The organism is Azospirillum sp. A29 (assembly GCF_042604625.1).
In the GTDB taxonomy this organism is placed as follows: Bacteria; Pseudomonadota; Alphaproteobacteria; order Azospirillales; family Azospirillaceae; genus Azospirillum; species Azospirillum palustre.
In genome coordinates this window covers 881,407-905,565 of the sequence record NZ_CP170467.1, presented here as the reverse complement: position 1 = coordinate 905,565, position 24,159 = coordinate 881,407, and the positions used below count along the sequence as shown (strand labels likewise).

At 64.7% G+C, this 24,159-nt stretch carries 14 protein-coding genes and 1 pseudogene; 11 read left to right on the top strand and 4 right to left on the bottom strand.

The annotated features are described in order from the left end of the window. Positions 1-188 precede the first annotated feature (188 nt). The 8 genes and pseudogenes from torT to ABNQ38_RS32245 all read left to right on the top strand — a co-directional run bounded on the left by torT (position 189) and on the right by ABNQ38_RS32245 (position 11,787). Positions 189-1,289: a TMAO reductase system periplasmic protein TorT gene (torT, locus tag ABNQ38_RS32280; protein ID WP_377810369.1), complete on the top strand. Its 1,101-nt coding sequence runs from the start codon at positions 189-191 to the stop codon at positions 1,287-1,289. Between the two features lie 98 nt (positions 1,290-1,387). After that, a complete protein-coding gene (locus ABNQ38_RS32275) occupies positions 1,388-2,863 on the top strand; it encodes a sugar ABC transporter ATP-binding protein (protein ID WP_377810368.1) in 1,476 nt (491 codons plus the stop codon). Continuing rightward, positions 2,860-3,891, top strand: coding sequence for an ABC transporter permease (locus ABNQ38_RS32270; RefSeq protein ID WP_377810367.1), 1,032 nt, complete (start codon positions 2,860-2,862; stop codon positions 3,889-3,891). The genes ABNQ38_RS32275 and ABNQ38_RS32270 overlap by 4 nt, the downstream gene beginning before the upstream one ends. A gap of 190 nt (positions 3,892-4,081) precedes the next feature. Next, a complete protein-coding gene (locus ABNQ38_RS32265) occupies positions 4,082-5,416 on the top strand; it encodes an MFS transporter (protein WP_377810366.1) in 1,335 nt (444 codons plus the stop codon). 146 nt (positions 5,417-5,562) lie between these two features. Continuing rightward, complete coding sequence (locus ABNQ38_RS32260) at positions 5,563-6,951, top strand: amidase (protein ID WP_377810365.1); 1,389 nt, start codon at positions 5,563-5,565, stop codon at positions 6,949-6,951. A 263-nt stretch (positions 6,952-7,214) separates the two neighbouring features. Further along, positions 7,215-8,102 carry an MBL fold metallo-hydrolase gene (locus ABNQ38_RS32255; protein ID WP_377810364.1) on the top strand — a complete coding sequence of 296 codons (888 nt, stop codon included), beginning with the start codon at positions 7,215-7,217 and terminating at the stop codon, positions 8,100-8,102. A 199-nt stretch (positions 8,103-8,301) separates the two neighbouring features. Then, positions 8,302-8,870, top strand: a pseudogene (locus ABNQ38_RS32250) (IS5 family transposase); the annotation flags it as partial. 232 nt (positions 8,871-9,102) lie between these two features. Continuing rightward, positions 9,103-11,787 carry a P-loop NTPase fold protein gene (locus ABNQ38_RS32245; protein WP_377810363.1) on the top strand — a complete coding sequence of 895 codons (2,685 nt, stop codon included), beginning with the start codon at positions 9,103-9,105 and terminating at the stop codon, positions 11,785-11,787. 304 nt (positions 11,788-12,091) lie between these two features. Here ABNQ38_RS32245 and ABNQ38_RS32240 read toward each other — a convergent pair whose 3' ends face one another. Then, on the bottom strand, positions 12,092-13,459 hold the full coding sequence (locus ABNQ38_RS32240) for a sensor histidine kinase (protein ID WP_377810362.1): 1,368 nt from the start codon (positions 13,457-13,459) through the stop codon (positions 12,092-12,094). Positions 13,460-13,461: 2 nt separating this feature from the next. Continuing rightward, complete coding sequence (locus tag ABNQ38_RS32235) at positions 13,462-14,121, bottom strand: response regulator (RefSeq protein ID WP_377810361.1); 660 nt, start codon at positions 14,119-14,121, stop codon at positions 13,462-13,464. Between the two features lie 209 nt (positions 14,122-14,330). On the opposite strand from ABNQ38_RS32235, the gene ABNQ38_RS32230 reads away from it, so the two are divergent. The 3 genes from ABNQ38_RS32230 to ABNQ38_RS32220 are packed head-to-tail and all read left to right on the top strand — an operon-like array spanning position 14,331 to position 19,561. Further along, complete coding sequence (locus ABNQ38_RS32230; protein ID WP_377810360.1) at positions 14,331-15,134, top strand: MipA/OmpV family protein; 804 nt, start codon at positions 14,331-14,333, stop codon at positions 15,132-15,134. Between the two features lie 30 nt (positions 15,135-15,164). Continuing rightward, on the top strand, positions 15,165-16,328 hold the full coding sequence (locus tag ABNQ38_RS32225; RefSeq protein WP_377810359.1) for an efflux RND transporter periplasmic adaptor subunit: 1,164 nt from the start codon (positions 15,165-15,167) through the stop codon (positions 16,326-16,328). Continuing rightward, positions 16,325-19,561 carry an efflux RND transporter permease subunit gene (locus ABNQ38_RS32220; protein WP_377810358.1) on the top strand — a complete coding sequence of 1,079 codons (3,237 nt, stop codon included), beginning with the start codon at positions 16,325-16,327 and terminating at the stop codon, positions 19,559-19,561. Before ABNQ38_RS32225 ends, ABNQ38_RS32220 begins: the two co-directional genes overlap by 4 nt. Before the next feature lie 380 nt (positions 19,562-19,941). On the opposite strand, the gene ABNQ38_RS32215 is transcribed toward ABNQ38_RS32220, so the two are convergent. Then, complete coding sequence (locus tag ABNQ38_RS32215) at positions 19,942-23,034, bottom strand: efflux RND transporter permease subunit (RefSeq protein ID WP_377810357.1); 3,093 nt, start codon at positions 23,032-23,034, stop codon at positions 19,942-19,944. Beyond that, positions 23,034-24,146: an efflux RND transporter periplasmic adaptor subunit gene (locus ABNQ38_RS32210; RefSeq protein ID WP_377810356.1), complete on the bottom strand. Its 1,113-nt coding sequence runs from the start codon at positions 24,144-24,146 to the stop codon at positions 23,034-23,036. Before ABNQ38_RS32210 ends, ABNQ38_RS32215 begins: the two co-directional genes overlap by 1 nt. Positions 24,147-24,159: the final 13 nt, after the last annotated feature.

Below are 24,159 nucleotides of genomic sequence, written 5' to 3'. Positions count from 1 at the left end.
CGCGGGCCCCGCCGGAAGCCCTGATCGGCGGCATGCTCAATCCTTGCCTCTGGTTGATGCATGAGCAGCGGGCCGCCTGGCCCGCAAGAGGCAAAGGGACTTCGCTCGTCCAGGCCGATACGGCCGGAAAGGAGCGTCACAATAAGAAAATGCTGGAAAACAGGACTTCAACGACTGGAGAGGGAGCAATGACCTCAAACATTCTGCATGCGGCGATTTTTCTCGGAACAACGGCGATATGCCATCAAGGTGTCTCAGCCGGTGTCGCCTTCGCGGAAGAACCATCCGCCATCTTCTCGAAGCCGATCAAAATATTCATCCCCGACAAGAGCGACGTCAAAACGGTGTCGGAGTCGGTCTGGCACCCCCCGGCGAAAGCCGAAAAGAAAAGCTATGTTTGCGTCAGCTTCCCGACGATGCAAGACCCTTACTGGATTGCGGCCAATTACGGGATCGTCACTGAAGCAAAACGTCTCGGCGTGCAGGTGGACATCCTGAACGCCGGCTCGTTCAGCAATCTGAGCGCCCAGGTCAACCAGCTGAACGACTGCGCAGCCAAAGGAGCCGATGCCGTGCTGGTGGCCCCGATCAGCGCAGAGGGCGTGTCTTCGGCGGTGTCCTCTCTTAAGAAGAGCGGTATTCCCGTCATCAACATCATTCCTCGGATCGCCGCCGCCGACAATCTCATGGGCCGTTCGACTTTGGACTATTATCAGGTCGGAATCGCGAGTGCGAAATATCTCAGGGAAAGCATTGTGGACGCAACTGTCAAAGTGGCGCTCCTTCCCGGCCCCGCCGGCGCAGACTGGGCAGCGCGCACCCTCGAAGGATTCAAAGTCGGGATTGCCGATTCAAAGATTGAGATCGTCGCGGTCAAGTACGGCGACACCGACAAGAACACGCAATACAATCTCGTTGCAGATACCCTTAACGCCTTCCCGGACCTGAACTGGGTCATCGGCAATGCCGTCGCCGCGGACGCCGCAAGCGGTGCTGTGAAAGCGGCCGGCCTCTCGGGCAAGGTCAAGATCGGATCGACCTATCAGACGGGACCCGTCAGAGACGGCATCGAGAAAGGCGACATCGAGTGGGCGCTCAGCGACAATGTCGCATTGATGGCGTCGATCGGGCTTGATATGGCGGTCAAGGCGGTCGACGGCACTTTGGAGCCGGGTACCGAGGTGTGGCCTGTTCCGCAGAAGCTGACGAAAGACAACGCCGCTTCCGACGCAGCAATGGCCGGTTTCGCTCCAAACGGCTTTAAGCCGGTGTTTTCGGTGCGGCCATGATGGCGGGCGGATTTCAACGATCGGCCCCCGTCCCTGACCCTTGTCCCGGTGCTCTCCTCGAAGCGTGCGACATAGAGAAGAGCTTTCCCGGCGTACGCGTGCTCGACGGCGTTTCATTGGATGTGCGAGCGGGCGAGGTCCATGTCCTGTTCGGCGAAAACGGCGCCGGAAAATCTACTCTGGTGAACATCATCCTCGGAAACTACGCGCCCGAGGGTGGCACGGTCCGTTTCGATGGAAAAGTCCTGCTGGCGGGATCGCCACGCGCGGCGCGTGATTCCGGAATCAGCGTGGTTTTTCAGGAATTGAGTCTGATTCCGACCCTTTCCGCTTGCGCCAATATCTTTCTTGGACGGGAAAAGCGACAGTCGGCATTGCTCGATGAAGGCGCCATGTCGAGGGAAGCCGCGGCGATTTTTGCTCGGCTCGGCATTGCAATCGATCCGCAGGCTCCGGTTGCCGACCTCTCGCGCGCCGAACAGCAGATGGTCGAGATCGCCAAGGCGCTGCAGAACGATCCCCGGCTTCTGATCCTCGATGAACCGACCACCGCCTTCACCGATGTCGAAACCCAAAGACTGTTCGCGATCGTAGCGGAACTCAAGCGTCTCGGTGTCGGCATCATCTACATCACCCACCGCATGGCGGAGATCCAGGCAATCGGAGACCGCATCAGCATATTGCGTGACGGTCGCCGCATCGCCACCAAGCTCGTGTCGGAAACGGATGAAGATGAACTCATCCAGCTCATGACCGGCCGTGAGACGCTGAATGTCTACCCGACAATCGCTTTCAAACCGGCGGATGAAGCCATCGCACTGGAAGGGGCAAGCGCCGCGTCGGGGCGTTTCCAGAATGTGTCGATCAGCGTCCGCGCCGGTGAGATTGTCGGCATAGCCGGGTTGGTCGGTTGCGGCAAGTCGGCGGTCGGTCGCAGCCTGTTCGGCGAAGAGCGGCTGGCGGCCGGCCAGGTGAAGCTTTTTGGCAAGTCTCTGCGATCCCCATCGCCTCAATCGATGCTCGATGCTGGGGTCGTCTACCTGCCGCCCGACAGACGCAGGCAAGGACTCGTTCTCAACAGATCGGTTCGGGAGAATGCGACACTCTCGTGCCTCAACCTACGGTCTTTTGCTTTCGGGCAATGGCTGAGGAAGAAATCCGAAGACGACGCGGTGCAGCGGGTTCTGAACCGCTTGAACCTCACCCCGCCACTTCTCGATCGGAACGTTTCGGCATATTCCGGAGGCAATCAGCAGAAAGTCGTTTTCGCCAGGGCATTCTTGCGTGAAACGAAGGTTCTCATCGTCGACGAGCCGACGGTCGGTGTGGATGTGGGAGCCAGGCTCGAGTTTTACGGGATTCTCAAGCAGCTGTGCGAGGCCGGGGCCGCCATCCTTCTCATATCATCGGACCTCCCGGAAATCCTTCACCTCACGCACCGGACATACGTGCTGGCCTTCGGCCGACAGACCGCGGAGTTCCAGCAGGAAGAGATCAGCGAAGCGGCGATCTTATCGTCATTTTTCGCGGTCGGTCGGAAAGAAGGCGACATAAAGACAGGAGCGGCGGCATGACGCCTTTGCAGCAAATTTCCCGGCCGGCGCAACCGTTTGCTCTGCGCAGCGTTGCTGACCGGATGCTTTCGCGCCTCAAAACGACCGGCATCATCAGCGCGCTTGTTCTTGTGGTGTTTGCTTTCTTTGCCGTGGCGAATTCCCGGTTCACGAACAGCAATAACCTCATCAATGTCCTGAATCAGTCCTCATACCTGATGATCGTCTCGCTCGGGCAGGGGCTGGTTCTGATCAGCGGAGGTTTCGACCTGGCGGTGGCCGCTCTGCTCGGCCTCACGAGTGTGGTCTCGGCCACGCTGATGATCGCTCTGGCGGCCAATGGGGTCGATCTCCCGCTTGCCATCGCGATCTCGGTCGCATGCGGCTTATCGGTCGGACTGATACTCGGCATGGTGAACGGTGTCGCCGTCGCCTACCTGAATGTTCCATCGTTCATCGTGACTTTGGGCATTGCAGGAATAGCGGCTGGCGCAGGATACCAAATTTCCGGGGGTGCTCCGGTCACCGGTCTTCCCGAGAATTTCATAGCAGTCTTTGGAACGCCCGATCTTCGCAGCATTTCCACATCGGTCTACATTGCGGTTCTCTTCGCCGTCGCTCTGCATCTCACGATGACGCGGACACGGGCGGGACGCTACATTTACGCTGTGGGCGGCAATCCTGTTGCTGCGCGATTGTCCGGCATCAATGTCAGGCGCCATATCGTTCTCGTCTTCATCACCAGCGGCATGCTGGCCTCGCTTGCCGGCATCCTCCTGAGCGCACGCGTATCGACCGGCGACACCAACCTGGGCGGAAATTTCGTTCTTCAATCCATCACCGCGGGCGTGCTCGGTGGAATTTCGCTTCGCGGAGGAGAGGGTACGCTTTTCGGTGCGGCCCTTGGCGCCCTCTTCATTGCCGTACTGAGCAACGGCATGAATTTGGAGAATATTTCCTCCTACTATCAGATGATCATCTTGGGTGGACTTCTTGTTCTGGCCGTCCTGGCGGAACAGCTGCGCCTCCTGATTTCGGGAAGACGATAGGGCAGATCGTCACCCTCATGCGTGCCGGCCGAAGTCGGTGCGTATGAATGATCACTGACTTTTTATCATATTTGTTCGAAACCACCTGAGGTTGTCCAGCGCAAACGGGCAATGGTGGATGGCGTTCGAATTCGCTCGGACCCAAGGCGGACCGATCGCATCGGTTTGCGGACGAGGATGGGAGACAACAATGAAACAGACAAAAAATGCAACGAATTGGAGGTCGCTGAGCGCAATCTCTGTCGGGAATGCGCTGGAGTGGTTCGACTGGACCTTGTATGCGACTTTTTCTGTATACCTGGCCAACAACCTGTTCGACAAAACCGATTCGCGATCAGCGATGCTATCCACGCTCGCAGTCTTCGCAGCCGGCTTCTTCGCGCGGCCGGTCGGCGGTCTCGTCTTCGGGCGGCTGGGCGATCGATTGGGCCGCAAGGGTGTTCTGGTCGCTACGATGCTGCTGTTGGCTTTCAGCAGCCTTGGAATTGCGCTCATTCCAACTTATGAAAACAGCGGATTGTTCTCGTCCTTTGCCCTGCTGGTCTTCCGCATGTTCCAAGGCCTGGCCCACGGCGGAGAAACGGGCGTATCCTATACCTACGTGGCCGAAATCGCGCCCAGAAGACACCGTGGCCTGTGGTCGAGTTGCGTCTATGCTGGTGTGATCGTCGGTGTGATCGCCGCCACGCTCGTTGCGGCCGCCCTGACCGCGCTTCTGGATGCGGGCGCGATGAACAGCTACGGCTGGCGCATCGGCTTTGCGATCGGCGGCGTCCTCGGCATCTACGCCATCTTCATGCGGAAATCGGTAGAAGAGTCGCACGTCTTCGAGCAACAGGAGAAGGTTGCCGAGAAGAAATTGTCGCGAGGCGACATGTTTCGCATCGCCCGCAACCTCGTCATGCTCAATTGCACGACGAACGTCGCTTACTACACCTGGGTGACGTTCGCACCCGCGACCGCAATTTCCAACGGCATGGATCCTGGCGGAGCCTATCGCGCCAGCTTGATCGCCATGGCCCTCTGCGTATTCTGGCTGCCGGTCTGCGGGATGATTTCGGATCGCCTCGGGCGGAAACCAGTGATGATCGCCTGGGGAATATCGGTCGTCGCGCTTACTTACCCCATTGCCACAATGGTTACGACGGAACCGCACACCCTGTTCTTTGCCCAGGTAATAGCGCTGGGAGCATGGGGGTTGATTGCGTCAATATTCCCCGCTGTGTTGTCGGAACAGGTCCCTACCCAGGCTCGGGCGCAGGGCGTTGGCTTCGTGTCTTCGGTCTCCGTGGCAATTTTTGGGGGAACAGCTCCCTATCTCAATGCTTACCTTTCCGACATCGGGCAACAGAATCTCTATCACTACTACGTTATGTTCTTGGGGTTCGTAGCGATTGCCGCCGGCTTGATCATCCGCGAAACGGCCGGAGTGGATCTCGCGGAAATCGGCACCTCCCATACACGGGCCGATAGTACCGAAATTGGCGGTTCCAACATGCACGCAACCGAGTTGGCCGAACGGTAACCTCGTTTGCAGTGATGCCGAGATCTAAAGTCCCGTAAGACCCAGCTCGTTCAATCCGAACACCCTGACATCCAGCAAAATAGAGGAAGCGGCACATGTACTCGAATCCAAATCAATCGTCTTCCCGATCCGCGGAATTATACGTGATGGATGTCGCAACACTTTCCGCGGCCTATCGGAAGCGCGAGCTGTCCCCTGTGGAGGTCGTCTGCTCAGCGCTGGAGCGCGCGGAGGAAATCTCCCATTTGAACGCATTCACCTTTCTCGACTTCGACAGGGCGATGCGAACCGCCGAAGCGTCAGAGCGTCGTTGGTGCAAAGGCGAACCGCGCTCGTCCATCGATGGCGTGCCGACGACGGTCAAAGACATCCTGCATGTCGAGGGCTGGTCGGTTCGTTATGGCAGTCGTGTGACGGATCCCGCCCCCTTCGAAAAAGACGCTCCGGCAGTTGAAAGGTTGCGGCAAGCGGGAGCGGTTTTCATCGGGCAAACCACCACCCCGGAATATGGATGGAAAGCCGTCACCGACAGTCCTGCGTTTGGCGTCACGAGAAGCCCCTGGAACCCGAAACTGACACCGGGCGGCTCGTCTGGCGGCGCCGCGGTTGCGGCTGCATGCGGCGCAGGTGTGCTCCACGTCGGCACGGACGGTGGGGGATCGGTGCGAATCCCTGCATCCTTCACCGGGATCGTCGGACATAAGCCTTCCTACGGCAGGGTGGCATTTGCTCCTCCGAGTTCCTTCGGCACCGTCGCCCACATCGGGCCAATGGCTCGCAGGGTCGCGGATGCCACGGTGATGCTGCAAATCATGTCAGGCAGGGATTTGCGCGACTGGACCCAGCCTCCCATGCCTTTTCCCGATCTCGATGTCTTCGAATACGGTTGGAAAGGAAAGCGGATTGGCTATTGGCGAACACCGTGCGTGGGAGATGTGGATGTCGAGGTGCTGAACGCCGTAGACGGCGTCATTTCCGATCTGCGGAGGGAGGGCGCGCATGTCGAGGAATTGCGTCTTCCCGATCAAGACGATTTGTTGGAAATCTATACACGGCATTGGTGCGTCGGTGCGGCGAACCGCCTTTCAACAATCGACTCCGGACGAATTTCGGAACTCGATCCGGGATTCGTCGCCGCAGCGCAAGTCGGCCAGAAATATAGCGGCGCTCAGAGAATGAATGCTGAAGCCGGCCGTAGCCGTTTCGGCAGTGCCATGGACGCTTTGCTTTGCGAGTATGATCTCATCGTTTCGCCGACCGTGCCGATCCTGCCGTTCGAAGCAGGGAGGAACGCGCCAGACGGCGACAAGCGGAGCTGGGTCGAGTGGTCGTCCTTCAGTTTCCCGATCAACTTAAGTCAACAGCCCGCCTGCTCGCTGCCTTGCGGTTTCAGTCATCAGGGGCTTCCAATCGGTCTTCAGATCATAGGGGCCAGAGGAGACGACAGGTCCGTTCTCAGCGCCGCACAGAGTTATGAAGCAATGTACCGGGACCGGTTCGTCCAACCCGGCGGTCGATGGTCCGTAGAGCACTGACAAGGCGATGAAGGCCCGAAAGGTCGCATTCTGTAACTTGGTGTTGGGGCTGGTCGGTGCGGCACGGCAACCCCGCGTTTTTGCCGGCGGAACGGAGCGTCAGAAGGTTTGCGGCACGCTCCGCCACCGAAGTGGGCAGTCAAAGGAAAGCATCGGAGCCTGAAGCTCCGTAACAATCCGGGGGTGGCGGGATCGCCGAACCTGGAATCCCGCCATGCACAGCAAAAACGTGTTCTGAGCGATTCAAATTATGGCAGGAGGAAATGATGTCGCGAAAGCCGCTTGGTCAGGTTCCTGGAATCTATCATCGCGCAATCGGTGATATCGTCGTAACCGCGATTTCCGACGGATATGCCGATGCAGGCATCGAACCTTTGAGGAATATCGATCTTTCTGAAGCTCTGCTGTTGTTCGAGGAAAAGCTTCGTCCGGTCAGACGGGCGTCGATCAATTGCTACCTCGTTCACTCGGAAGGACAGATCGCTCTGATCGATACCGGTTGCGGCCCTTATTTCGGCCCGACCGCCGGACAGCTTCTGCGAAACCTTAGTGCCATCGGCATCAGGAGCGATGAAATCGATGCAATACTTCTGACGCATATCCATCCAGATCATTCAGCGGGCTTGACGGACGTGGCAGACGGGCGTCGCATCTTCGCGAATGCCAGACTTGCGGTCCACCGGAACGAGTTGGCTCACTGGTTCGATGATGTCGAGATGGCCAAGGCAAGCGACCAGGACCGGCGTTTCTTCTTCGACACCGCTCGCGAGCAAGTCACCCCTTATAAAGACGTCGTTCAAGCTTTCGAAGGTCGCACGGAAGTATTCCCAGGTGTTCTGTCGAGGCCCTTGCTGGGGCACACACCCGGGCATTCCGGCTTCACGATCTCATCGAAGGGGGAAGAGCTTCTGATTTGGGGCGACACAATTCATATTCCCGAAATACAGATTTCCAGACCGGAAGTGACGCTCACATTTGACTGTGATCAGGAACTCGCCGCGGAGACGAGAAAAAAGCTCTTCGAAGAGGTTTCTGCGAGGAAAACTCTCATCGCCGGCTCCCACATTGACTTTCCCGGGTTTGCGCATGTCGTACAGCGGCGTGATGGCTATGATCTTTTGCCGGAGCCGTGGTCCTACACCATGCGTTAGGGTCCGGACCCATAAAGAGCTTTTCCTGAAGGGAACCGTTGTGATTCATGTGTGGACGACCGCCTCTGTGCAAGAAGAAAAGTGAAGTAAGTGGCGAAGTGGTCGGGTGCGGTCATGTGTCCGGCCTCCAGAGGTGCGGCGCTATTGACCGCGGGCCATGATGAGATCCGCGGATCAGGTCCCAATCAACGTTGCGCGCTACAACCGCTTTGTCCGCGGGGCGGCGAAGGGCGTGTGGGAGGACATCTTCCATGCGTTGGCGGCGGGTGGCTCACCGGCCCAGGTGATGATCGACTCCACAGCGGTGCGCGCCCATCGTTCGGCGAGCGGCGGTAAAGGGGGGAGCGCGCCCAGGCCATCAGACGGTCCCGAGGTGGGAGAACCACCAAAATCCACGCCCTGAGCGATCTGCGCGGTGGGCCGCTCGCCTTCCTGTTGACCGACGGTCAGGTTGCCGATTGCACCGCCGCCGACCGCCTGCTTGACCGGATGCCCGCCACCGATCTCCTGCACGGCGACAAGGGTTACGACAGTGCCGCTGTTCGCCGGAAGATCGAAGAGGCCGGAGCCGCGCCCAACATCCCACCACGCGTCAGCAAGCGCTGGAAAAACTGCTTCTCTCCCTACCTCTACCGGAACCGCAAGGTCATCGAGCGCATGTTCGGACGCCTCAAGGACTTCCGGCGCATCGCCACCCGTTACTACCGCTCCGCCACCAACTTCATGGCCGCCGTCCACATCGTCGCAACGGTCGCATACTGGTTATGAGGCCGGATCTTAGTAAATATTCTTCCCGTATTGCGTGTGCAAAAGCATGAGCAAACCTCACGCAAAAGCTTTGTGAATTCTGAAATTCCACTAAACCAATTTATGGTTCCAAAACAGCCTCCAGAGACCATTTTATGGCTCCACCGTTGCACTTTATGGTTCCAGATTTCGCCGATTTCCCAATGAAATCAAAGAACCCGAAATGCATTTTATGGTTCCTTCCAGAGTCGACGTGCCGATTGTCGTCCTGATCGACGAACTCGACCGGGTCGAGGACGCCGAGGTCCGTGCCGTCGCCCAGCTCGTGCGTGCCATCGCTGACTTTCCGGGCATTTCCTACCTGCTTGCCTACGACCGGAGCCGGGTGATCGAGGCCCTTGGCGACAAAAATTCGGAGCGCGGGGCTGCCTACCTGGAGAAGATCGTCCAGTTGGAGATTCCTCTGCCCGTCGCCGTAAGGTCCGAGACGCAGGGCCTCTTCACGACGGAGTTCGAGGCTGCGGTGCCGTCCGGTGTTCGCCCGGACGGCTGGCGCTCCGATCCGCGCTGGACGCGTCTCCTCGCGATCGCCACCGACGGCCTGCTGACCACGCCGCGCGACAGCCGACGGGTGTGCGGCATGTATGCCGTGCTGGCGCCGATGGTCGTCGGTGAAGTCGATTGGCTGGACCTGCTGGGCTATTGCATTCTGCTGGCCAAGGCTCCGGCAGTTGTCGAGGCGATCCGCCGCAAGCCGCGCCTGGTCGTGCGTGATGCTCCGGTGGACCGGGAGGCGGACATAGATTGGGCCGCCTTCTCCGAACAGGAGCGGGCCGGTCCAGACCAGCGGCTGGCCAATTTGGGTGTCGAAGCCGAAACGCCGCTGGCCCACCTGCTGGCGCTTCTGTTTCCGCGGTTGCGCGCGACTGGCGCGGCCCCCCTCCCAGACATCGCCGACAGCCTGGGTCGGCATCGCACGCTGATGACGGTGCTGCGTCTCGGCCTGCTACCCGGTGCCGTATCCCGCCATGAAATCACACGCTTCCTGGCCGGCGACGAGGACAGCATGCTGACACAGCTCCAGGCACGCTCCGCCGAACAGACCCTTGGACCCTTTCTTGACCGGATGCAGGACGTCTATCGGGAAATCGCAGACCCCGCCCCCGAGCGGACCCTTCGGATGCTCGGTCGCGTTTCCCGAGACATCGATGCCGCCACGCCGGAGCACAGCGGCGAATGCCATGCGCGCTGCCTCTGGTTCATGGAGCTTCTACATCAGGCGGTGAAACGGTGCGGCGTGCCCATCGAACTCGGTGTACGCGTGCTGACCACACTGCTGGCGGACGGCCATCTCGACGCTGCGGCGACGGTGCTGCGCCATCAAGGCTCTGCGCTCGGCCTGTTCGGAGACAAGCATCAAGACCTCAACGACGCATGGCTGCCGCCTGAGACTGCCGAGCATCTGGCCGGCGAGTTGGCCAATGTCGTGCTGGCCCACTGGAAAGCTGGGAATCTGCTGTCAGCCCTTCATACCCCCGAGCCCTTGTTTTTGACGCGCAACCTGGGCCACTGGAGCGAAGATTGCCGCGCCGGTTTGACAGAGCGCGTTCGCGCCGATGATGGCGCGCGCCGCGTCGCCATTATCGGGCCTATGGCCGTGGCAACCCGGCGGGCGCTGCTCGGTGACGGGCGGACCTTCGTGCGCTGGTGCGCCCAAGCCGGTTTGAGTGCGCTGCCGGCTTCGCCGAGTACGGTACAGGCATTTCTTACTGCCGCCCGCAACGCCGGCCGCAAGGACAGCACCGTACGCCGCTACCGCAGCTCGCTCGCCTGGTGGCACGCCGCCGCCGGCTTCGGCAATCCGTGTGCCGCGTCGGTCGTGGCCGTGCCGATGGTCAGGCCTGACCTTGCCGACGCCGCCATGGCTGCGCTGCGCACATTTATGGACGTTGCCCAGCGCGGCTATGCCAAGGCGACCCTGCGCGCCACCGAGGCCGATGTTCGGCTGTTCGCCGGCTGGTGCGGGCAGCAGGGGCTGTCCTGGCTGCCGGCCGAGCCGGCGACGGTCGGGCACTACATCCGGGAGATCGGCAAGGCCCGCAAGCCGGCGACCGTCGCGCGCTACCTCGCGTCGATCAGCCTGATCCACCGCGCCGCCGGGCACACCGACCCCTGCCGGCACTGGAGCGTAACACTGGAGCGGCGCGGGCACATGCGCGACTTGGGATCCGAGCGGCGGCAGGCGGCGGCGCTGACCGACGCCGTGCTGGCGCCGATCCTCGACCGGCTCGATCCGGAACAGCCGGACCGGCGCAAGCCACTCCGCCCGATTGACCTGCGCGACCGGGCGCTGCTGCTGGTCGGTCGCGACACCCTGGCCCGCGGCGACGAACTGGTCGCGCTGCGTTGGGACGACCTGCACCCGGTCGACTTTGCTCTGAACCCGGATGCGCAGCCGGGCGAGGCGACCATCCGCATCCGGCGCTCCAAGACCGACCAGGACGGGCAGGGCGCCGAGGCTTGGCTGTCGGCCGAGGCGGTAGCGGCGCTCGCCGCCTGGCGGGCGGTGGCGCCACGGTGGCCGGCCGATGCGGACGGGGAGGGGCCACTCACCAGGGAAGGGACGTACCTGTTCTGTCACCTGTCGCGCAGCGGCGCCGGCGAAAGGATGAGCCCGGCGGCGGTGCGCCGCGTGGTCGAACGGCGCACCGGCGAAGCCAACCCGCTGGCCGTCGGCTTCAGCGGCCACAGCTTGCGTGTCGGCGCTGCCCAAGACCTGCTGGCCGCCGGTGTCAACCTGCCCGGGCTGATGCAGGCGGGGCGCTGGTCCTCGCCGGTAATGCCGGCGCGCTACACGGAGCGCTTGCGGGCGACAAGGGGAGCGGTGGCCCGGGTCCGGCGGGGAAAGGGGAAAGGAACTCCTGCGTCGTCTGGGTAAGAGTTCGCAGCCCTGCGAGTGGCCCCCAGAGCGCTTCGTCCTACGGCATCTTGGTCATGCCTCGGCCGAGATGACCCGCCGCTACCAACGTCGCTGCGACCACTTCCGCGTCAACATCACCCAGGCAGGCAGCTTGTGACGCTGTCCCGAAGCACGGTCAGCACCGTGGAGACACTGCGATCTATGTTAAGCTGGAACAGGAGGCATTGCCGGACGATGGGTGACGTCTGCTTTGCGCCAGAAGCGGCCATTCACAATTATGCGATCACTGCCCTTTGGCTCCGTCCAAGGTCGATCTCTAACCTCAACCATAGGAGGTGGTCCGGTGATCCGGTGGCGCGCTCGGCAACCGCATGCGGACATGCAGCCCACCGAGCACCCCCGGTTCCAGCCGCTCCACCGGCACATGCATGCGTCGGCACAGTTCAGCGACAATCGAGAGGCCGAGGCCGACCCCGTCGCCTCCGGAGCGCCCGAGCCGTTGGAACCGCTCGAACGCGCGCTCAAACGCGTCAACCGACAGGCCGGCGCCATCGTCCTCCACCACCAGCCCAGTGCCGGCCGGCCCGTCGGCGGCGACCGTGACCGTCACCCGGCCCGGCGAGGCGGCGTACTTCACCGCGTTCTCGACGACGTTGCGCAGCACGATCGCCAGCAGCTCCGGGTGGGCGATGACGGCGGCCGATCGGGACGATTCCAGCGTGATCTCCACCTCACGCCGATTGGCCGCCGGCACCAGCTCGGCGACGACGGACTGCGCGAGCTCGACAAGGTCGATCCGGCTGCCGGGCCGCTGCGCCAGATCGAGCGACTGCGACCGTGTGACGTCGAGGAGTTGCGTGATCAGCCGGCCGGCCCGGTCCACGGCCTCCAGGATCTTGGAGAAACGTGGCCGGGCGTGCTCGGGCAGATCGTCGTCGAGGGCTTCCACCTGGGCACGGATCGCGGTGAGCGGCGTGCGCAACTCGTGGGCCGCGTTCGACACAAAGTCGCGCTCGCGGTCCAGCACCAGCCGCAGCCGTGCCATCAGATCGTTCAGCGCGTGGGCAACCACCCGCAGCTCGCTCGGTACCTCCACCTCATCCAGCGGCGCGAGGTTCTCCTCGCTGCGGTTCCCGACCTGATCGGCGAAGGCGTCGAGCGGCGCCAGGCCGGAGCGGATGCCGAGCGTCAGGGCCGCCCCCCCCAGCACCGTCGCGCATAGGACATAGCCCGCCACCACCCCGGCCACTTGAAGCGAGGACCACAGCGGCTCCCACGCATCGATGCCGATCACCACCCGCGTGCCGGTGCGTTCGTCCTCGAAGCCATGGAGGATGCGCAGGCCGTCACCGACGTCGGCTTTGCCATCCATGGGCAGGGCCAGCAGCCGCTCCGGCGGCAGCGCCTCCGAAGCATAGAGCAGCTGCCCGTTCCGGCTGATCACCACCAGATAGTCGTCGAGCTCGAAGTCGGGGTCGTGCTGCTCCTGGAAGATCGGCATCACGGCGGGTGACGCCGGCTGCGTCGCGGCGAAGGCCAGCATCAGCTGCGCCGTGTGGGCGGTCCGGCTGTGGAACGATTCCTTGTATTCCAGCGCCACCGCGCCGACGATCAGGAGGAAGGCCGGAACCCAGGCCGCGGCGATCAGCCAAGCCAGCCGGCGCCGCAGGTGTGCGTGGATCGACGGCATGCTCACTCCTTCGGCAGCATGTAGCCGACGCCGCGGATCGTCTGGATCAGGTCGGCGCCGAGCTTGCGGCGGATTTGCGAAACGAACACCTCAAGCGTGTTGCTCTCGGCCTCGCCGCTCCAGCCGTAGAGATGATTTTCGAGGGCGTTGCGGGTGAGGACCCGGCCCTGATTCTCGACGAACAGCAGCAGCAGCGCGAACACCTTCGGAGTCAGCGCGATGCTGTCGGCGCCGCGCAGCACGGCGAGGGACGCGGGGTCGATCCGCAGGTCGCGGTAGTGCCGGATCCCCGGCCGGCCGTCGCCGCGGCGGCGGGCGAGCGCGCGGCAACGCGCCATCAGTTCCTCCATGGCGAACGGCTTGACCAGATAGTCGTCGGCGCCGAGGTCGAGGCCGCGCACCCGGCTGTCCAGCTCGTAGCGCGCGCTCAGGATCAGGATCGGCAGGCCGTGGCCGTCCGTCCGCTGCCGGCGCAGGATGTCGAGGCCGTCGCGATCGGGCAGGCCGAGATCGAGGACCATCAGATCGAAGGCGTCGAGTTCGGTGACGCCGTCGAGGCTGGCGCCGTCCTCCAGCCAATCGACGGTCATGCCGGCCCGGGTCAGGCGGGTGCGGATGGCGTCGCCGATCAGCGGGTCATCCTCGACGAGCAGAATGCGCATGCCTCACTCACGGGGTTAGAGAGGTTGGGAGTTGGGGCGGTTGGTCGGAAGACAGGAATAGCAGGGAAACCTGAAGCGAAGCTGAGTCGATGCCCTGCCGCGACGCCCGTGCATGCAACGGCCGAACGCAACGGCCGCGTTCAGGTCCGGTTCAGGCAGCGGTGTCAGGGTCCGCGCCGAACCTGACCTGGACATAAGGCGCAATCATAATGAGATACACATTTCCGGCGGCGGCATTCTGCGCGACGGTGGCGGCGGGGACCATGATGGCGGGGATCGCGGCGGCCGAGGACCGCCCCCCGGCGGAGTGGTCCTTCACGCTCGGCGCGGGCGCCCTCTACGCGCCGGACTATGAGGGCTCCAACGATTACAAGGTGCGGCCGGTGCCGGTGGTGGAGCTGTCCTGGCGGGACCGGGTCCGGTTCACCACGCGGGGCGGGATCGGGGTCTTCGCGACCCCGCTCAAGACCGACCGCCTGCGGGTCGACCTCGGCGTCCGCTACGACTTCGGCCGCGACGAGAGCGACAACGACGCTCTGAAAGGTCTGGGGGATCTGGAGGGAGGCGCGGTGGCGGTCGTCCGGCTCGGCTACGAGGCCGGTCCCGTGGGCCTCGGCCTGGAGGTCGCCCGCGACCTGTCCGGCGACCGCGAGGGCCTCCAGGCCACCGCCGAGGCAGAGTATGGAATCGGGCTGTTCGACGGCCGGGGCCGGTTCAGCGTGACCCCGCACGTCACCTGGGCCGACGACAAGTACATGGGCAACACCTTCGGCATCACCGCGGCCCAGGCCGCGCGCTCCGCCCGCCATTACGCCCGTTACGACGCCGCCGCCGGCTTCAAGGACGCAGGCGTCACCGTCGGCCTTGGGTATCGGCTGACCGACTCGGTCATGGCGATGGGCCGGCTCAACTACAGCCGCTTGCTCGGCGACGCCGCCGACAGCCCGCTGGTCAAGCGCGAGGGCAGCGCTGACCAGGGCTCCGCCCTCGTCGGCCTCAGCTATCGCTGGTAGCGGGCGGCGATGCTGCGGAGATTTCTTGCGTTGGGCGCCCGCGCGGCCTTGTCGCTCCTCACCAGTTCGGGCGCCCTGGCCGAGGAGGCGGCAAAGCCGGACCCTCGGCCGATCCTGCCCTCGATCGTCGTCGTCGAGGCGGTGGAGCGCACCATCCGCGATCGTGTCCTGGCAACCGGTTCGATCGAGGCGGTGGAGGAGATCCATGTTTCCCCGCTGGTGGACGGGCTCTCCATCCGCGCCTTGAACGCCGAACGCGGCGACCGGGTCGAACCGGGCAGCACGCTGGCCGTTCTCGACGACGACGCGTTGCTGTTGGAGAAAAGTCAACTCGCGGCCACGCTCGCCAAGACGGAGGCGGCACTCGCGCAATGGCAGGCGCAACGCGCCGAGGCCAAGGCGAACGCCGACGAGGCGGCCCGCGTCGCCGATCGCGCCGAGCGGCTTTCGGCGAACAAAACGGTGTCGACGGCCGAGGCCGACCGGCTTAAGGCACTCGCCACCGCCGCGCAGGCGCGTCTCCGTTCGGCGGAGCAGGCCCTGGGCATCGCGGCGGCGGACATCAAGCTGGCTGGCGCGCGTCTCGCCGATGTCGACCTGCGCCTCGCCCGCACCGCCGTCACCGCACCGGTCGGCGGTGTGATCTCGGCCAGGAACGCCAAGGTCGGCGCCATCGCCAACGGCGGCGCCAACGTCCTGCCGCTGTACACCATCATCCGCGACGGCGCGGTCGAGATGAAGGCCGATGTCGCCGAGGCCGATCTCCTCAAGCTCGCGGTCGGTCAGCCGGCAACGGTCAGGCTTGCCGGCAGCCGCATGGCGGTCACCGGGACGATCCGCCTGATCATGCCGACGGTCGATGCGCAGACACGCCTCGGCACCGTCCGAATCGCCCTGGCCGATGCGGCCGAGGTCCGGGCCGGCATGCACGCGAGCGCCGTCATCGTCACCGCGGAGAAGCGGGCGGTCGTCCTGCCCCGGACCTCGGTCAGCGCGGCCGATGGGGGAGCCGTCGTCCGCAAGGTCGACGACGGCGTCGTCCGCTTGGTGCCGGTGACGGCCGGCATCCAGGACGGGGCCTTCGTCGAGATTCTGTCCGGCCTCGCGGCGGGGGAGCAGGCGGTGGCGAAGGCCGGCGCCTTCGTGCGCGACGGCGACCGGATCGTCGCGGTCAAGACAGAGCATGGGCCATGAACGTCTCCGCATGGTCGATCCGCAATCCGGTCGCCCCGATCCTGGCGTTCTGCGTGCTGGTCGTGCTCGGCTGGCGATCCTTCGATACCCTGCCGATCACGCGGCTTCCCACCATCGACGCGCCGATCGTCTCGATTGCCGTCACGCAGGATGGCGCCACCCCCGCCGAGCTCGAGGCCCAGGTCGCCAAGCGGATCGAGGACGCGGTCGCCGGCATCGCCGGCGTCCATCACATCGCATCGACGATCACCGACGGCCGTTCCACCACCGTCGTCGCCTTCCGCCTGGAGGTGCCCACCGGCGAGGCCTTGCAGGACGTCAGGGACGCGGTCGAGCGAATTCGCGGCGATCTTCCGGCCATGATCGATCCTCCGATCGTCTCGCGGGTCGAGGTCGAAGGTCAGGCGATCCAGACCTTCGCCGTCTCCTCGCCCGGCATGACGCTGGAGGAGTTGTCGTGGTTCGCCGACGACACGATCACCCGAGCCCTCCAGGGCCAGCGCGGCGTCGGCCGCGTCGAGCGCAACGGCGGTGCCGACCGCGAGGTCCGGATCGAACTCGATGCCGACCGCCTGAACTCCTTCGAGATCACCGCCGCCGACGTCGACGGCCAGCTCCGCCGCATGAACCTGGATCTTGGCTCCGGCCGTGGGCGGGTTGGCGGTGGTGAGCAGGCGATCCGCCTGCTGGGTGACGCCCGCGACGTGGCGGCCCTTGCCGGCACGATGATCGGGCTGCCCAACGGCCGCTTCGTCCGCCTGTCGGATCTGGGGCGGATAACCGATGCCCACCGGGAGCCGCGGTCGTTCGCCCGTATCGACGGGCTTCCGGTCGTCACCGTCGCGGTGTTCCGTGCCAAGGGCGCCGGCGAGGTGAGCGTCGCCGACATCGTGGCCCGAACGCTCGACGGTATCCGCGCGCAACACCCCGACGTCGCCATCACCCTGATCGACGATGCGGTCGTCATCACCCTCGGCACCTATGAGGCGGCGCTTCACACGCTGGCCGAGGGCGGGTTCCTTGCCATCCTCATCGTGATGGTGTTCCTGCGCAACTGGCGCTCCACCCTGATCGGAACGGTCGCCCTGCCGCTTTCGGCAATTCCGACCTTCTGGGCCCTGGATCTCCTCGACTTTTCGCTGAACCTCGTCAGTTTGCTGGCGATGACACTGGCGACCGGCATCCTCGTCGATGACGCGATCGTCGAGATCGAGACCGTCGAACGCCACATCCGGAGCGGCAAGCCGCCCTACCGCGCCGCCATCGACGCGACGGACGAGATCGGTCTGGCGGTGATCGCCACCACCTTCGCCATCATCGCCGTGTTCCTGCCCGTTTCGTTCATGCCGGGCATCGCCGGGCAGTACTTCATCCAGTTCGGCCTGACGGTGGCGGTCGCCGTCTTCTTCTCTCTTCTGGTCGCCCGCCTGATCATCCCGGTCATGGCGGCCCATCTGCTGCGCCCGGCGGAGGCGGCCCGCCATCGAGACGGCGGGGACGGCGGCATCCTGCGGCTCTACACGGCCTTCATCGCCGTGACGACCCGCCGGCGCTACGCCACGCTGCTCGCCGCGATCGGCGGCCTGGGTGTCTCGGTGTACTTCCTGGCCCAGATACCCGGCAGTTTCATGCCGCCGGAAGACAACGCGCGGGTCAGCCTGTCGGTCGAACTGCCGCCGGGCGCAACGCTGGAGGACACCGAACGGGCGACGGCGGCGATCCATGACCGGATCAGGGGCATCGACGGCGTCGCGACCGTCTTCGTGCTTGGCGGCGTCTCGCCGACCGGCGATCCGGAGCCGCACCGAGCTACGGTCACCGTGCGTCTCGACCCGCTCGACCACTCGCTCGCCACCGCGCTGGTCAATGGCGTGGCCGGCCGGATTCCGCTGATCGGACCGCATCTGCCCAAGCGCACGCCGGCTGGCCGTACGACGCCGCAGCCACGCATCGAAGCGGAGATCCTCGGCCGGCTGCGATCGATCCCCGATGTCCGCATCGTCAGGATGAACGAGGAGGGGGAGCGCGACCTGTCCTTCAACCTGCTGTCCGACAGTGCGGCGGATCTTGATCGGGCGGTCGCGCGCCTGGAGGCGAGGCTGCGCGGCGAACCGCTGGTCGCCAATGTTGGCACCGACGGCGCGCTGCCGCGGCCGGAGTTGCGTATCGGCCCGCGTGACGACCGCATGTCCCGCCTTGGCGTCACGGCGGAGCAGATTGCCCAGCTCGTCCGCATCGCCACCATCGGCGACAACGACGCGCAACTGAGCAAGATCGCGCTCGACGGGCGGCTGATCCCGATCCGCGTCCAGCTCGACCGCGACATCCGCGCCGACCTCGCAGCGATCCGCAACCTGAAGGTCCGGACCGCGTCCGGGGCGATGGTTCCGCTGTCGAGCGTCGCGGACATCGACCATGCGGAAGGGCCGGGTTCGATCCGGCGCCACGACCGCCATCGCGTCGTGGCGCTCGGCGCGGACCTGCCGGCCAGGGTTGCGCTCGACACGGCGACCGACCGCGTCCGGGCGATCGTGGCCGAGGCGGAGCTTCCGGCCACCGTCAGCGTCGTCGAAAGCGGCGATGCCGAGATCCAGGGAGAGGTGCAGCAAAGCTTCGGCGACGCGATGCTCCTGGGCTTGATGATGGTGCTGGTCGTCCTGATCCTGCTCTTCAGGGACGTGATCCAGCCCTTCACCATCCTGTTCTCGTTGCCGCTCGCCATGGGCGGCGTGGCGGCCGGCCTGATCCTGACCCGGAACGCGCTTTCCATGCCGGTGCTGATCGGCATCCTCATGCTGATGGGTGTGGTCAGCAAGAACGCGATCGTACTCGTCGACTGCGGCATCGAGAGGATGCGGCGCGGCATGGACCGCAAGGCAGCGATCATCGAGGCCGGGCGCAAGCGCGCCCGCCCGATCGTCATGACCTCGATCGCCATGTCCGCCGGCATGCTCCCGTCCGCCCTCGGTGTCGGCGAGGGCGGCTCCTTCCGCGCCCCGATGGCGATCGCCGTCATCGGCGGTATCATCGTCTCGACGGTGCTGAGCCTCGTCGTCGTTCCATCCTTTTTCCTGATCATGGACGACCTCTCGCAGCTGCTCGCCCGCACCCTCGGTCGCTTGGTCGGCAGGAGGGATGAGGGCGGCCAGCCATTCGACCCTGAGATGCGCGCCACGCTCGCGGTCGGGCAGAGCAAGGGCTCAGAAGACTGGAGGAACGCTTCAGGAAGCTGAAGGACGGGTGGTGGAGCACATCCCGGAGCAGGATCGCCGATGATCCCGTTCTTGCAGCCTTCAAGCGTTCGCAGCAGCGGAACATTTGCGTGCGGCGTGGATCGTACTGGGCAAGGCAGGGAAACGGGACCGTCCGCTTCGGGTCAGAAGCGGACACCGGAGGCTGTCGCGACAGGGGCCGCTATCGGCATGGAGAGGCCCACAGCCTTCCTTCGTGAAGGCATCCAGGCTTGTTCGGAAAGCAGTCCGACAATCAATTTGTCCGGAAAGCCGTCGTTGACGTGGGTTTCCGGACAGTTTGGCGGCTGGCCGTCAAAGGGCGGGATGACGGACCGAATGCGAGGTGGTTCGCTGTTCTGGAGAACCACCTCGAAAGCGCTTCAGATCACGCCGAGACGGGCATGGGAGCTTGACGTATCGCTGACAGCCGTCGGCTTGATCCGGAACCATGCCGCATAAAGAGCAGGGAGGAAGAGCAGGATCAGCACCGTGCCGACAGCCGTGCCGCCGATCAGCGTATAGGCCATCGACCCCCAGAAGACGGAATGGGTAAGGGGGATGAAGGCCAGCACCGCGGCAAGGGCGGTCAGGATCACCGGCCGAGTGCGCTGCACCGTGGCCTCGATGACGGCGTGATAATCGTCGTAGCCAGCCGCTTGGTTCTCCTTGATCTGTTCGGTCAGGATCAGCGTGTTGCGCATCAGGATGCCGGCCAACCCGATCAGCCCCAGGATGGCGTTGAAGCCGAAGGGCTGGTTGAAGATGAGCAGCATGGGCACGGCGCCGACGAGGCCGAGCGGTGCTGTCAGCAGGACCATAGCCATCGTCGAGAAGGACCGCACCTGCAGCATGATGACGATCAGCATGGCGGCGATCATGACGGGGAAGACCTTGCCGAGCGCCGTGTTGGCCTTGGTCGCTTCCTCGATCGATCCGCCCATCTCGATGCGATAGCCGGCCGGAAGCGAGGCGATCAGCGGTTCAAGGGCCGTCATGATCTGCTTGGAAACCTCCGGCGGCTGGGTCGCCTCGTTGATATCCGAGCGGATCGTGATAACGGAGGTCCGGTCCCGGCGCTTCATGATGGGCTCTTCCAGCCGTATCTCCGCATGGCCGATCTGGTCGAGCGGGATTTGCTGGCCGGTCCGGCTCGTCAGCGAGAAATCCGCCAGACGGGCCGGGTCCAGGCGATCGCCGCCGGCGCTGCGCGCCACGATGGGGACATTGCGGATGTCCTCGCGGACCTGGGTGACGGCGATCCCGGTGAGAAGGAACTGGAGTTGCTGCCCGACCTCGGCCGGCGAGAGGCCGATGAGGTTCAGGCGGTCCTGGTCGGGCGTGAAACGGAGCACCGGCGTGCGGTTGCCCCAATCCCGGTTGGCCTGCCGGACATCCGGAACGCTCCGCATGATGGCGAGGGCCTTTTCGGAAATGTCGTAGAGCTTTGCCGGATCGGGGCCCATCACCCGGAATTCGACCGGGAACGGCGTGTAGGGCCCGAACACGAGCTGGGTGACGCGGACATAGGCCTCGGGCACCAGCCCCTGCGCCACCGTCTGCCGCAGCCGGTGCTTCAGGGCCTCGCGCGCCTCGGCGTCCGGGGTCAGCACGACGATCTTGGCGAAGGCGGGATCGGGCAGTTCGGGCGACAGGGCGATGAAGAAGCGGGGAGCGCCCTGGCCGACATAGCTGGTGACGATCTTCGCCTCCGGCTGATCGGCCAGCCAGCGTTCGATCTTCTCGACCGAGGCCGTCGTCGTCTCGATGCTGGTGCCTTCCGGCAGGCGGACCTCCACCAGCACCTCGGGACGGTCGGAGGTCGGGAAGAACTGCTGCTTCACGCCGCCCATGCCGACGATGGCGGCGGCGAAGGCGAGGCCGACGACCCCGCAGGTCACGATCCTGTGGCGCACGGCGAAGCTGATGACCCCTCGCAGGCGCCGGTAGTTCGGGGTGCCGTAGATCGCCTCGTGACCGCCGGGGACCGGTTTGATCGCCGGCAGCATCCTGACGCCCAGATAGGGCGTGAAGATCACCGCCACGATCCAGGAGACAATGAGGGAGAACCCCACGACCCAGAAGATGTTGCCGGCATATTCACCGGCGGTCGAGCGCGCGAACCCAACCGGCAGGAAGCCGGCGATGGTCACCAGCGTTCCGGACAGCATCGGCGCCGCGGTGTGGCTCCAGGCATAGGCCGCCGCCCTGATGCGGTCGACGCCCTCCTCCATCTTCACCACCATCACCTCGATGGCGATGATGGCGTCGTCCACCAGCAGGCCGAGCGACAGGATCAGCGCGCCGAGCGTGATGCGGTCGAAGAAGCGGCCGGTCTCCAGCATGATCAGGAAGACGACGGCGAGCGTCAGCGGGACGGCCGCCGCCACCACGATGCCGACGCGCCAGCCGAGGCTGAGCAGGCTGACCAGCAGCACCACGCCCAGTGCCATGGCGAATTTGATCATGAACTCGTCGACCGCCGCGGTGATGTTGACGGCCTGATCGGTCACCTTGTCGAGCGTCATCCCGAGCGGCAGCGACCGCGCGATCCCCGCCGCCCGCTCTTCCAGCGCCCTGCCGAGCGCGAGGCCGTCCCAGCCCTCCTGCATGACCGTCGCCAGCATGACGGTGGGTTCGCCCTGGTGACGGATGATGTAGGTCGGCGGATCCTCGTAACCGCGGCGGACCTCGGCGATGTCCGACAGCTTCAGCGTCCGCCCGGCGGCGGCGATCGGCGTGTCGGCAATCGCCTGCACCCCGTCATAGGCGCCGTCGATGCGGATGAAGACCTGCGGCCCCTGGGTGTCGATGGAGCCGGACGGCGTGACGCTGTTCTGCCGTTGCAGAGCGGCGATGATGTCCTGGGCCGACACGCCGAGCGTCGCCAGCTTGGCATAGGAGAACTCGACGAAGATCCGTTCCGGACGTTCGCCCAGGATGTTGACCTTCTTGACGCCGGGCACATGCAGCAGGTCCTGGCGGATCGCCTCGGCCTGCCGGGCCAGCTCGCGCATCGGCAGGCCCTTGGCCTTCAGCGCATAGAGGGCGAAGCTGACGTCGGAATATTCGTCGTTGACGAAGGGACCGAGCACGCCGGGCGGCAGGTTGCGCGTCTCGTCGCCCATCTTCTTGCGGGCCTGATAGAACTCCTCCTGCACCCTGGCCGGCGGCGTGCTGTCCTTCAGCGTGAGCGTCATATAGGCGTAGCCGGGCCGCGTCGTCGTCTCCACCCGGTCGTACCAGCTCAGTTCCTGAAGGCGCTTCTCCAGCGGTTCGGCGACGAGATCCTGCATCTCGCGCGCCGTGGCGCCCGGCCAGACGCTGGTGACCGTCAGGGTCTTGATGGTGAAGGAGGGGTCCTCCGCCCGGCCGAGCATGACGAAGGCGAAGGCGCCTGCCGCCGCCAGCAGAAGGATGAAGAACAGGGTGACCGCCCGTTCACGGACGGCGAGCGCGGAAAGATTGAGGCTCATCACCGGACCCCGCTTTCGGAGGCGGTCCTGACACGGACGCCCTCCTGCAAAAGATGGGCGCCGAGCGACACCACCGGATCACCAAGGCCAAGCCCGGAGATCACGGCGGTTTTGCCGCTGACCCGGACCAGCCGGACCGGCTGGAAGCGCACCGTCGAACTGGCGCGATCCAAGGTCCAGACACCGGTCCTCCGGCCGTCGTCCAGCACGGCGCCCAGCGGCACCTGCAAGTTGTCCGTCTGGCCCGTCCGGCTCGTCAACCTGATGGTCACCGTCGCACCGAGGGGTGCCGCCGCGGCATCGCCATCGAGTACATAGCGCGCTTCGTAGGTGCGGGTCTGGGCATCGGCGGCGTCCGAAAGCTGGCGGAGATGCGCGCCGTAACGCTGCCCGTCGGCACCATAGAGGCTGGCCTCGGCCGGCGAACCGATTTGCGGCCGGATGGTTTCCGGCAGCGCCACCACCGCCTCGCGGGGGCCGGCCTGGGCGATCCGGACGACGGTCTGGCCGGCGGAGACGACCTGTCCCGGCTCGCCGAGCGTTTCGACCACCGTTCCGTCGCTGTCTGCCACCAGGAGCGAGTAGGTCGCCTCGTTCTCGGCGACCCGGGCATCCGCCTCGGCACTGGCAAGCTGCGCCCTGGCGGTGTCCAGCGCGGCCTTCGCCTGTTCATGACGCTGGCGGGAGGCCCATCCGTCATTGAGCAGGCTGGCGTAGCGCCGCTCGTCCGCCTGCGTTTGAACGACCACGGCACGCGCCGCGGCAGCGGCATTGCGCTTGGCCGTCAGCGCGAGGCGCAGATCGGTCTCGTCGATGCGCATCAGCGGCTGGCCGGCTTTGACCGGCTGGCCGACCGTCGCAAGCCGCTCGACGATCTTGCCGGGGACGCGGAAGCCAAGGTTGCTCTGCACCCTCGCTCCGACGACGCCGGTAAAACTGCGGTCCGATCCGTTCACCGGAGCCGCGGTGGCAAGCCGGACGATTGGCACGTCCTGCCGGGGGTCGCTGACCGCCGACGCCTCCTGCGTGTGCATGGATAGCGTTACGGCTGCGGCGGCACCCAGCGCCGCCGTCAGAACGCCACCCAACACAATCATCGGTCCCTTCTTCATGCCTGCTCCTGGT